11 protein-coding genes and 1 other RNA gene are annotated in these 10,857 nt (G+C 35.0%); 7 read left to right on the top strand and 5 right to left on the bottom strand.

All coding sequences use genetic code 11. From position 1 onward, the window contains the following. Nucleotides 1–7: 7 nt before the first annotated feature. Both F6U93_RS01655 and F6U93_RS01660 read right to left on the bottom strand, forming a co-directional pair. Complete coding sequence (locus tag F6U93_RS01655) at nucleotides 8–340, bottom strand: CCC motif membrane protein (RefSeq protein ID WP_150936225.1); 333 nt, start codon at nucleotides 338–340, stop codon at nucleotides 8–10. 10 nt (nucleotides 341–350) lie between these two features. Next, nucleotides 351–632: a DUF2752 domain-containing protein gene (locus tag F6U93_RS01660; RefSeq protein WP_150936228.1), complete on the bottom strand. Its 282-nt coding sequence runs from the start codon at nucleotides 630–632 to the stop codon at nucleotides 351–353. Between the two features lie 204 nt (nucleotides 633–836). On the opposite strand from F6U93_RS01660, the gene F6U93_RS01665 reads away from it, so the two are divergent. Together F6U93_RS01665 and F6U93_RS01670 are read left to right on the top strand one after the other, a co-directional pair. Beyond that, nucleotides 837–1,034 (top strand): hypothetical protein, encoded by a 198-nt coding sequence (locus F6U93_RS01665; protein ID WP_150936230.1) that lies wholly within the window; start codon nucleotides 837–839, stop codon nucleotides 1,032–1,034. After that, nucleotides 1,031–1,591: a Smr/MutS family protein gene (locus F6U93_RS01670; protein ID WP_150936232.1), complete on the top strand. Its 561-nt coding sequence runs from the start codon at nucleotides 1,031–1,033 to the stop codon at nucleotides 1,589–1,591. The genes F6U93_RS01665 and F6U93_RS01670 overlap by 4 nt, the downstream gene beginning before the upstream one ends. On the opposite strand, the gene F6U93_RS01675 is transcribed toward F6U93_RS01670, so the two are convergent. Next, nucleotides 1,584–2,501, bottom strand: a complete 918-nt coding sequence (locus tag F6U93_RS01675; RefSeq protein WP_150936234.1) for a hypothetical protein — start codon at nucleotides 2,499–2,501, stop codon at nucleotides 1,584–1,586. The genes F6U93_RS01670 and F6U93_RS01675 overlap by 8 nt on opposite strands. Before the next feature lie 109 nt (nucleotides 2,502–2,610). On the opposite strand from F6U93_RS01675, the gene F6U93_RS01680 reads away from it, so the two are divergent. After that, a complete protein-coding gene (locus F6U93_RS01680) occupies nucleotides 2,611–3,756 on the top strand; it encodes a cysteine desulfurase family protein (RefSeq protein ID WP_150936235.1) in 1,146 nt (381 codons plus the stop codon). On the opposite strand, the gene F6U93_RS01685 is transcribed toward F6U93_RS01680, so the two are convergent. Together F6U93_RS01685 and F6U93_RS01690 are read right to left on the bottom strand one after the other, a co-directional pair. Beyond that, nucleotides 3,753–6,272, bottom strand: coding sequence for a TonB-dependent receptor (locus F6U93_RS01685; protein WP_150936237.1), 2,520 nt, complete (start codon nucleotides 6,270–6,272; stop codon nucleotides 3,753–3,755). The genes F6U93_RS01680 and F6U93_RS01685 overlap by 4 nt on opposite strands. Beyond that, on the bottom strand, nucleotides 6,226–7,911 hold the full coding sequence (locus F6U93_RS01690; RefSeq protein ID WP_150936239.1) for a M23 family metallopeptidase: 1,686 nt from the start codon (nucleotides 7,909–7,911) through the stop codon (nucleotides 6,226–6,228). The genes F6U93_RS01685 and F6U93_RS01690 overlap by 47 nt, the downstream gene beginning before the upstream one ends. 179 nt (nucleotides 7,912–8,090) lie before the next feature. Between F6U93_RS01690 and F6U93_RS01695 the strand changes: the two genes are divergently transcribed. From F6U93_RS01695 to rny, 4 genes are all read left to right on the top strand, one after another. Further along, nucleotides 8,091–8,381, top strand: coding sequence for a hypothetical protein (locus tag F6U93_RS01695; protein WP_150936241.1), 291 nt, complete (start codon nucleotides 8,091–8,093; stop codon nucleotides 8,379–8,381). A 15-nt stretch (nucleotides 8,382–8,396) separates the two neighbouring features. Continuing rightward, nucleotides 8,397–8,684, top strand: a complete 288-nt coding sequence (locus F6U93_RS01700; protein WP_150936243.1) for a cell division protein ZapA — start codon at nucleotides 8,397–8,399, stop codon at nucleotides 8,682–8,684. A 64-nt stretch (nucleotides 8,685–8,748) separates the two neighbouring features. Beyond that, a non-coding RNA gene (ssrS, locus tag F6U93_RS01705) (6S RNA) lies at nucleotides 8,749–8,874 on the top strand. A gap of 59 nt (nucleotides 8,875–8,933) precedes the next feature. After that, entirely contained in the window at nucleotides 8,934–10,508 is a 1,575-nt protein-coding gene (gene rny, locus F6U93_RS01710; protein WP_150936245.1) for a ribonuclease Y, read from the top strand. Nucleotides 10,509–10,857 lie beyond the last annotated feature (349 nt).

The following is a 10,857-nucleotide window of genomic DNA, read 5'->3' on the forward strand; positions in this document are numbered from 1 at the left end:
GAGTAGGTTAAGCGCCCATCAATTCTTGCATTTTTTCACGCATTAAATCTTCATCTTGTAAAGCTTCAAATCCGAAATAGGAAATTGCCCAAACGGCAAAGATCATATAAAGTACGCCTAAAATGATACCTATAATAGCAAGTATTTTACCCACTTTTACATTTTGATAGCCTGTATAGCCATCTGGGTTTTGTTTGTAGATTTTTGCAGCTTTATTAGCTAATACAATCGCTATGATACCCAAAGTAACACTTACAATACCATAAAGGCAGCAAAGCGGTATTGATAAGATTCCGAATACTAAAATAAGGGTTGAGTTTGGTAATTTTTGTTGTTCCATATAAGATAATTTAGTGGGTGAAAAAGGTTTTTATTATAAAGTTTGTTAGGATGATAAAGCCGTTAACTATGGCTAAAAGGGTGATGATTTTATTTCCGAATCTTAAGTTTTTAATGGCATGAACGCCAATAATTCCAAGTAAAAGTATGAGCGTATAAATAGCAGGATACATTTTAAATGCTGCTACAAAATCACCCTGCAAGATAAAAGCAATGGCGCGCTGTATGCCACAGCCTAGACATTCAAAGCCCAGGTACTTTTTGTTTAAACAAGGTAACATGTATTCTTCCATAAGCATTATTTCTGCGAAAGCTAATGGCTAAAATAATAAAAGATCACTAACTTTTGTAGGAATTTCTCATTAAGCCTTTGTCCTTAGTTTATAAAGTAAGCAAAAGTGATTGTTTCAAGGCCTGCAAAAAACAATTAAACAGATAAAATAAAAAACAATTCTAATTTTTCCCGTAATTTGCTATCTGATTAATCTTCAAAAAGAATGAAATATTTTAATTATATTTTAATTATAATAGGCGCTTTTATTGCCATGTATGCCAAAACCAATGCTGATCAAAATCAATATATGCTTATTGGTGGTATTGTAGTGCTTATGATTGGTATTTATAGAATTGCTAAAACAGTGCCTAGTAGAAGTGAATCTGATGATTCTGATAACCATAACGATAATGCATTATGAGTTTTAAATTAGGTGACTATGTGTTGGTATTAGATGAAGATTTGTCTGGAACCATTACACAAATTAACAGACGAACCATTACTATAGAAACTGAAGACGGATTTTCTTTAGATTTTCAAGATGTGGAGTTGGTTAAAAGTGAAAAAGAAAAGCCTTTAACGGGCTTATTTTCAAAATCAAGTATCAGTGCCGTAATTTCAGAAAAGGAACAACCGAAGCGTAGGCAACAAGTCACAAAGCGTGCAAAAGATAGGTATGAACCAACTATGGAAGTTGATTTACACATTCATCAGCTCATAAAATCTTCTCGAGGTATGAGTAATTTTGATATGCTTACTTTACAATTAGATACGGCAAGACACAAATTGGAGTTCGCCATATCTAAGCGTATTCAGAAAATTGTATTTATTCACGGTGTAGGTGAGGGGGTACTTAAAACAGAGCTTGAGTATTTATTTGGGCGCTATAATAATTTGAAATATTATGATGCCAATTATCAAAAATATGGTTTAGGTGCGACTGAAGTTTACATCTTTCAAAATGTACCTACTAATTAAATACTGGTGCTGCAATTACTACTTTGGTTAGTGCGCTGTTTTCTAATTCACCAAAATCAACTTCATCTGCAGATAAAATTTCGATATCTATATTTCGTAAATTAACAGTAACCTTATAATATTGGGTGTAAACTTGTCCTCTATAACCTGTTGCAGCAACCGATGTCGCTACTTGCGCATTTAAATAATCAGGTCCAACGGCACTATCAGTAATATCATTGGCAGGATTAAAATCTTGAGAGTCATTCTCTTCATCTCTTGTAAGTACGTTGTCACCGTCATCATCAGCATCTAGATAATCAGGAATACCATCGTTATCGGTATCTTGAGCATCACTGAAATCACCGTCACCATCAGGGTCAGGGTTTTCATCAGCAGTTAAAATGTTGTCGCCGTCGTCGTCAGAATCTATATAATTCGGAATCCCATCACTGTCTGTATCATCATCGGTTAAGTCTCCATTCCCATTGATATCCTCAAAAGCGGAAGGAATCCCATCATCATCAGCTTCTGTAAGTACCGTTTTAACATCAGCAAAACCACTTGTACTTTCAATATCTTCTGTAATTTTTACATCTGAATCTGGGACATCTGAACAAAATAAATCACTTGGAAGCGTTTCATTACTATAAGTTCGGTAATTAAATGGATTAGTAGCACTTATAGTATAAGTTTCTTCAAAAACCCCGTTGGCATCAACCACTAAGAGTTCACTTAATGTCACCCCAGTCAATTTTAGAGAAAGTGATTCTGAAGGATCTTCCTTAGTTTTATAAAACACCAAGTTGTTCACCCCACAACTATAAAAAATATCGTCAAAATCCAGTTCAACCGTGATGATATCGCCATCATCACAAGACATGTTAAACAATAAACTGAATGCTATTAAGACGAAAAATAGTTTACGCATAGGATTTTTATTTTAGACAAAAATAATGGAATTGTAAATTATAACGCATCATATTGATAATAATTTTATTTCAAGTACTTTTGAATTTTAAACAGAATTAAGGCAAGTTATGCAACAGGTTTATTTTGATAATGCGGCGACAACACCCATGCGTGATGAAGTGATTGAAGCGATGACTGAAGTGATGAAATCCAACTTTGGTAATCCATCATCGTCACATAGTTTTGGACGCGTATCAAAAAGCTTAATTGAAAAAGCAAGGAAAACCATTGCCCAGCATTTAAATGTGGCTGCAAGTGAAATTATTTTTACTTCGGGTGGCACTGAAGCCGATAATTTCATTTTAAATAGTGCTGTTAAAGATTTAGGGGTGAAGCATATCATCACTTCTAAAATAGAACACCACGCGGTTTTACATGCGGTTCAAAAGTTAGAACGAGAGGCTAAAATAAAAGTGAGTTATGTTGATTTAGAGGCTGATGGTAGTATCGATTTTAAACATTTGGAAGCTTTGCTTCAGACGGAAGAGAAAACTCTGGTGTCATTAATGCATATAAACAATGAAATTGGTAACATTTTAGATTTAAAACGTGTAGCTATTTTATGTCAGGAAAAAGATGCCTTATTTCATACCGATGCCGTGCAGTCCGTTGGGCATTATCCATTAGATTTAGAGGAAGTTGCTGTTGATTTTTTAGTTGCTTCGGCTCATAAATTTCATGGGCCAAAAGGCATTGGATTTGCTTTTATTAGAAAAAACTCGGGTTTACAACCCTTAATCGTAGGTGGAGAGCAGGAGCGTGGCTTAAGAGCGGGTACTGAAAATGTCCATAACATCGTGGGCATGGAAAAAGCTTTAAGTGAAGCGAATGCTCATTTTGAAACCGAATTTGCTTACCTCAAAAATTTAAAACAATATTGTATTGAAAAGATTTCTGCCGAAATTCCTAATGTGACTTTTAACGGAAACTCTTCAGACTTGGGAAACAGCAGTCACACCCTTTTGAACGTGCGTTTGCCTTTAGCAGAAGAAAAAGCGGCTATGATTTTATTTCAATTGGACTTAAAAGGAATAGCTTGCTCACGAGGAAGTGCCTGCCAAAGCGGAAGCTCTAAAAAATCACATGTTTTATTTGAAATTTTAAAAGGTGAAGACTTACTAAAACCATCATTACGTTTATCTTTCAGTATTTTTAATACTAAAGAAGAAGTGGATTATGTGGTTTCTGTTTTAAAAGGCTTTATAACGCATTAAAACTTCATGGTTGTTCTCACATTAAATACACGCGGCGTTAAGTAATTAGGAATGGCTATCTGGCGTTTGTTGGTAACGTCACGCACCCAGGTGTTAGTAATCGAGTTCTGAACATCAAAAATATTAAAGATTTCTATTCCGAAGGATAGCTCTTTAAATACCTTTCTCCAACCTTGGTCAAATTGCTTATTTCTATCAGTTACCACATATTGAATACCTAAATCAGCACGTTTGTAGTCTGGTAATCGTGATTGGTAGTCGTATGGGTCGGCATAACTCGGTGACCCACCAGGTACGCCTGTGTTGTACACTAAATTCAAGTACATTTTTAAACTTGGTACATTAGGCACATAATCTTGAAACAAGGCCGCAAATTTTAAGCGTTGGTCGGTTGGTCTTGGTATATAACCACGGTCGTCAATGTTTTCTTCAGTTTTTAAATAGCCAAAGCTAAACCATGATTCGGTTCCTGGAACGAACTCACCATTTAAACGTAGGTCTAAACCATAAGCATAGGCCTCGGCATTATTATCGGCACGGTATCGAATACGAACGTTTTCAACCGTATATGGGTTCACATCGGTTAGTTTTTTATAATAGGCTTCCGTAGTCAGTTTAAATGGGCGGTCCCACATTTTAAAACTGTAATCGTTACCTAACACTAAATGAAATGATTTTTGTGCTTTAACTTCGGGTTGAACAACGCCAAACCTATCACGAAGTTCTCTATAAAATGGCGGTTGATAATATAATCCTGTAGCCACTCTAAAAAGCATGTCTTTTTCCCAATCTGGTTTTATGGTGAATTGGCCACGCGGACTAAATACCGTTTGCGTGTTTGATGTTATACCATCACCACTTACGGTCCAATTATGCACACGAACACCTGCATTATACCAAACCTCATGAGGACCCAATTGCCCACGTTTGCTCCATTGCCCATAGGCTTGAAAACGGTTTATAGTCGTGTGATTGGTAGCTCTTACATTGGTATAAGGTTCTAAAGGTTCTGTATAAGGAATATAAGGCTGCTCGTTAGCTGGTTTATTAGCTGGTCTAATAGCGAATCCAGCCGAATCAATAGATTCCCATTCTACTAAACGGTCACGAATATCTTCATTAGTATATTTTAATGACCACTCAAGATGGTGTTCTTCAATATTGAAATTTCCTTTATGTTCTATATTAGTAATAAGCGCATCTAAATCGTTTCTTCCATGGGTAAGTTGGCTCCCAATGCCTTCGCTGTATTCAACTTCCCCTAAATCTTCATCACCAATATTGGCATTTACTTCTCCTAAACGGTATTGAGCAAGTATATCAAAATGTTCTTGTTCTTGCGTATGGTAAGTAGAGGCAATTAAGTGTAAGGTCAAATCATCGTTCGCAAAGTATGTTCCTTTAAAAGCTCCAAACAGGGTTTGGTACTGGTCTTTTTCTTGTCCGTCATAAAACACTAAAAGCGCCATGGGCTCAGTAAGGGTTCCAAAGTTAGTTTGACGGGTTTCAGGTTCATAACTATATTTGTTTAAAGAAGCATTTCCTAAAAAGCTTAGGTGAAATTTATCTGTGAATTTATAAGTGAAATAGGCCTGAATATCTCCAAAAACAGGTTTGTAATTGGTTTCCGTTTCTTTGGCATCAACCAATAAGCTATTATCACGGTAACGCGCGCCTACAATGGCTGAAAACTTAGAGTCTTTACTAACATTTTCAACGGAGACACTAGCACCAAGTAAACTAGCATCAACATTGGCTTCAAATTGATACGGATTTTTATAAGTAATATCTAAAACCGAAGATAGTTTGTCGCCATATTTCGCTTGAAAACCACCGGCCGAAAAATCAACGTTTTTTACCATATCGGTGTTTACAAAACTCAAACCTTCTTGCTGCCCAGAACGGATTAAAAACGGACGATAAACTTCTATACCATTTACATAGACCAGATTTTCATCATAATTTCCACCACGAACTGAATATTGAGTACTTAATTCATTGTTATTACTAACCCCTGGTAGAGTAAGTAGTAGGTTTTCAACCCCGGCATTGGCGCCTGGTATTTTCCGAATCGCTTCAGGGTCTAGGGTAACAATACCTTGAACTTCTTTTCTCAAACCACTATTAATAACAACTGTGGCAATCTGTTCAATAGTAGAATTCATTACCGGATTAAACTCGTAGGTTTCACCGTTTTTAAGGTGAAAAGAGCTCTCAATACTTTTATAAGATAGGTGTGTGAAAACTAAAGAAATATCTTGGTTTGCAGGTACAGTAATGCTGTAAAAACCATTTTTATTGGTTGTTGTGCCGTCATTCTTATGTTTTATATTGACCTGTTCTACGGGTAAATTATTTTCGTTTAGAATAATACCTTTTATGGTCGCAGTTTGTCCAAAACTAATATGACAAAGTATGAAAAATAGGGTGGAGGTTAGTAAATGTTTAGCTCTCAAGGGGTCTGTTGGTTTATTTTCGGTAAAATAACGCTTCAAAAGTAGAATTATTTCCCGCATTATCAGTTACAATAAGCTTAAAGTTGTTATTTGTTTCAGAAATTACAGCATCACTAAAATCATGAGTAAGTGTTTTTGTTTTATAATCATATTCCATTAAAATCCATTTTCCGTTAATGGTCGCTCTATATTTTGAAATACCAGATTCCTTATCATCAATTTTAATAGTTAAAGTATTGTGATTGCTAATCCATTGTTCATTTTGAAAACTTGAACCGTAGATTCGAGGAGGTACCGTGTCTAGAACTATGGTATATAAGCCTAATTTTTTAGTGTTTCCAATGAGTTTATCAGTTTTACGTTTTGTAGACGTATAACTAGGGTATTTGTTTTTGCCAACTAACTGTGCCACATAAAGTTTACTTTGGTCTGTTTCGTTGTAATGGCTCATGTCAAAAGTAATACTAAAGTTCTTTTTAGTAGCTTTAATATCTTCGTGAATTTTAACAGTATCGCCTTTTACATCAAAGTCGATGTAGAAATCTTCATAAAAAGTGTCCTTATAAAAATCTACAGAAACTTTACCAGCTGTTAAATTTGTCGCCTGGTTTTTATTAATATAATATGGTGTGATTTTTTCTACTTCCGCTATAGCGGTACTGTCGTTTGTCCCGTTAATATGAATAGTAACCCATGACGAATTGCTTTCAAAATCTGAAACACGAATTTTATAAACCGCACTAGTCTGGTCTTCAATTTTTACAATACCATCATTAACAATAGGTTTTATGATGCTTAACGGATTATTTATTTTATATAATTTTTGAATACGCTTTTTTGAAGTGGTATAATTTTCATAATCTATAAGCTGATTAATATGCTTGGTTTCACTGAAAGCGAAGCGCTTAAAGTCAAGCTCAAAGTTTTGCGTACCATTTACAAAGGTTTGAATATTATAGACTCCATTAGAATTTGGTGCTAAATCAAGACGGTCAATAGTTTCAACTCCAAAACCAATATTACCAATGGCATCGATAGTTTCTGTTGTGTAATCACCACCTTTTAAAGGCGCTAATACGAGTTTTTGCTTTTTATTCGAATTATTAATAAACGACTGGTCGTCTAAAGGGTAAGCATAAATGGATTTAATAACAGGGTTTGTAGTGTCTTTACTGTCAATACCAAAAAGCATGGGGTTCATGGGGCGTTCTTGTTTGTCGCGTATTTCAAAATGTAAATGCGGACCACCAGAGCCACCAGTGTTCCCACTGTAAGCAACCAGTTCACCTTTTTTAACTACTAAAACACCTGCTTTTGGGAAAAGTTCAATTTCATAAGATTCCTTTTCGTATTGTAGTTTCTTAATATAAGCTTCAATTTCAGGAGCAAATTTTGATAAATGGCCATAAACTGTTGTGTAGCCGTTGGGGTGGGTGATGTATAAAGCTTTTCCATAGCCCCAGTGTGATATTTTAATTCTACTGATAAAACCATCAGCAGATGAAACTACATTTAAACCGGTGCGGTGTTGTGTTTTTAGGTCCATCCCAGAATGGAAATGATTAGAACGTAACTCTGCAAAAGTTCCAGATAATATCAGCGGAATTTCAAGCGGGTTACCAAAATAATCTTGAGGGTAATTATTTTGAGCGTTGCCAAATAATGAAAAAATAAGAAGGACAAAAGTTATAATTCGCATAGAGAAAGTGTTCCGGCTAAAATATCAATCCCTAGATTAAAAAGCAAAGAATAAAACAAAAATCAAGTCACTGTTTACTTAGTGTACCGTAAAAAAGGCATTTAAAAATTTTATGAGAAAACAATTGTTATTTATGCATAGGAAGCTTAACTTTGTTGGATAAGTATTGAAAATTGTAAATGAGTAATATTGAAGATATTGTAGATTCGTTAGAAGGCAAGATTGGTAAATTATTACATAAGATGGAGCTTTTAAAGCTTGCTAATTCGAAATTAACAGAAGAATTAGACGCTTCAAAGAAAGAAATTTCAAACCAAAAAGCAGAAATTGTGAATTGGGAAGAAAAATTTGAAGCTCTAAAAATGGCAAATTCAATGCTTGGTAGTGACGATAATAAAAGAGAAACAAAGCTTAAAATAAATGCTTTAATTCGAGATATAGACCATTGTATTGCTCAACTCTCCGATTAAAGCTAGATAAATTCAATGTCAGAAAAGCTTAAAATAAAGCTATCTATAGCTAATCGTGTATACCCTTTAACTATTGAAGCCAGTCAAGAGGAAGGTTTGCGAAAAGCAGCTAAAAACATTGAAGCTATGATAAAACAATTTGAGCAAAGTTATTCTGTTCGTGATAAACAAGATGTTTTGGCCATGTGTGCCCTACAATTTGCAGCTCAAGTTGAACAGAAGTCTATAGATAAAGCAAATGTGTCTGAGCATGTAGAAGAAAAGCTAATCGCTTTAAATTCCTTGTTGAATTCACATATATAGTCTCTAAAACGTTCTTTAAATAAACTAAAAGTTACTGCCTACATTGGTTATTTATTTTTGATAAACTCAACGTTAATTCTTTAAAAAGGGTGAGTTTAAGTTGTAAAAGCATGCTGTTGTATTGATTTATTTCAATACTGAACAGACCCTTGATCAGCTTGTTAGCCCTAAACTTGTTTTTAAGGAGTTTATACAAAATCTTAGACTGGTGTAGGCTTTTTTTATATATGAAAATCAACTAACTCAACGATGGATAACTCAATTATATTTGCAGTAGGTGGTGTCATTTTAGGCCTTGTAATAGGCTTTATAATCGCAAAGACACTAGAAAAAAACAATGCGTCAAAACTTATTAAAGAAGCGAAAAAAAGTGCCGGTTTAATACTTAAAGAAGCAAAAAGCGAAGGTGAAAGCCTTAAAAAAGATAAAATACTTCAGGCTAAAGAAAAGTTTATAGAACTTAAGTCAGAGCACGAAAAAGTCATTTTAACTCGTGACAAAAAAATGGCTGATGCCGAAAAACGCACGCGTGATAAAGAATCACAGGTGTCTAGTGAATTATCAAAATCTAAAAAACTTAACGATACTCTAGACCAAAAAATTAAAGATTACAATCACCGACTTGATGTTGTTGAAAAGAAACAAGAGGAGGTTGATAAACTTCATAAAAGTCAAGTACAACAACTTGAGGTCATTTCAAGCCTTTCTGCTGAAGAAGCCAAAGAACAGTTGGTAGAATCCTTAAAAGGTGAAGCGAAGAATGATGCCATGGCCTTTATTCAAAGTTCTTTAGAAGAGGCTAAGTTAACCGCTGAACAAGAAGCTAAAAAAGTAATTATTAACACCATTCAACGTATTGGTACAGAAGAAGCTGTTGATAACTGTGTATCTGTATTTAATATAGAATCTGATGACGTTAAAGGACGTATTATTGGACGTGAAGGTCGAAACATTAGAGCTATTGAAGCTGCAACAGGTGTTGAAATCATTGTAGATGATACACCAGAAGCGATTATCTTATCTTGTTTTGATTCAGTTAGAAGAGAAGTGGCCCGTTTATCTTTACATAAGTTGGTGACTGACGGAAGAATTCACCCGGCACGAATTGAAGAAGTAGTTAAGAAAACGCAGAAGCAAATTGAGCAGGAAATCATTGAAGTAGGTAAGCGTACGGTAATTGATTTAGGTATTCATAACTTACATCCTGAGCTTATTAAAATGGTAGGTCGAATGAAATACCGTTCTTCTTACGGTCAAAACCTATTACAACACTCGCGTGAAGTGGCTAAACTTTGTGGGGTGATGGCAGCAGAATTAGGATTAAATCCGAAATTAGCAAAACGTGCTGGTTTATTACACGATATAGGTAAAGTACCAGATGCTGAAGCTGATATGGAAACACCACACGCTATTCTTGGTATGCAATGGGCTGAGAAGTTTAATGAGAAAGAAGACGTGATAAACGCTATTGGAGCGCACCACGACGAAATAGAAATGAAGTCATTATTAGCACCAATCGTTCAAGTTTGTGATGCTATTTCAGGAGCAAGGCCAGGAGCAAGACGTCAAGTTTTAGATAGTTATATTCAACGTTTAAAAGACCTAGAAGAAATTGCCTTTGGTTTTTCAGGCGTTAAAAAAGCCTATGCAATTCAAGCAGGTAGAGAACTTAGAGTTATTGTTGAAAGTGAAAAAGTAGACGATCAAAAAGCTTCTGAGTTATCGTTTAGTATTTCTCAAAAAGTTCAAACCGATATGACTTACCCAGGACAAGTGAAAGTAACGGTAATTCGTGAAACGAGAGCCGTGAATATCGCGAAATAAAAATTCCTTTGAAAAAAGGAATCTCATATAATAATTAAAAATCCAGCTTCGGCTGGATTTTTTGTTTTATAAGAATTGTGTAATCACAGATTTCATTGATTAAACATGTCGTTTTTACGCATTTAAACTTCGTGTCTTTGCTAGAGGCTTTTTTTGTTAGTTAGAAAGGTTCTCGACACCGCTCGAGCACCAATTTAATTGATGTTTTGTTACGGTGTTCGAGCGGAGTCGAGAACTTTTTCACAGCATAGTAATGCCTGAAAATTTGTATCAAAATCATCTGGATCCCGAAAAGAAATTAAACAGGTATTGTAGGCTTCCCCAAAAATAGGACAGTTATAAATTCGAA

This window comes from Pseudotamlana haliotis, assembly GCF_008806375.1.
In the GTDB taxonomy this organism is placed as follows: Bacteria; Bacteroidota; Bacteroidia; order Flavobacteriales; family Flavobacteriaceae; genus Pseudotamlana; species Pseudotamlana haliotis.

Coding starts and splice junctions, on each gene's coding strand:
- F6U93_RS01685 (WP_150936237.1), bottom strand. CDS start 6,272: ATGCGGGAAATAATTCTACTTTTGAAGCGTTATTTTACCGAAAATAAA.
- F6U93_RS01675 (WP_150936234.1), bottom strand. CDS start 2,501: ATGCGTAAACTATTTTTCGTCTTAATAGCATTCAGTTTATTGTTTAAC.
- F6U93_RS01680 (WP_150936235.1), top strand. CDS start 2,611: ATGCAACAGGTTTATTTTGATAATGCGGCGACAACACCCATGCGTGAT.
- F6U93_RS01670 (WP_150936232.1), top strand. CDS start 1,031: ATGAGTTTTAAATTAGGTGACTATGTGTTGGTATTAGATGAAGATTTG.
- F6U93_RS01690 (WP_150936239.1), bottom strand. CDS start 7,911: ATGCGAATTATAACTTTTGTCCTTCTTATTTTTTCATTATTTGGCAAC.
- rny (WP_150936245.1), top strand. CDS start 8,934: ATGGATAACTCAATTATATTTGCAGTAGGTGGTGTCATTTTAGGCCTT.
- F6U93_RS01655 (WP_150936225.1), bottom strand. CDS start 340: ATGGAACAACAAAAATTACCAAACTCAACCCTTATTTTAGTATTCGGA.
- F6U93_RS01700 (WP_150936243.1), top strand. CDS start 8,397: ATGTCAGAAAAGCTTAAAATAAAGCTATCTATAGCTAATCGTGTATAC.
- F6U93_RS01665 (WP_150936230.1), top strand. CDS start 837: ATGAAATATTTTAATTATATTTTAATTATAATAGGCGCTTTTATTGCC.
- F6U93_RS01695 (WP_150936241.1), top strand. CDS start 8,091: ATGAGTAATATTGAAGATATTGTAGATTCGTTAGAAGGCAAGATTGGT.
- F6U93_RS01660 (WP_150936228.1), bottom strand. CDS start 632: ATGGAAGAATACATGTTACCTTGTTTAAACAAAAAGTACCTGGGCTTT.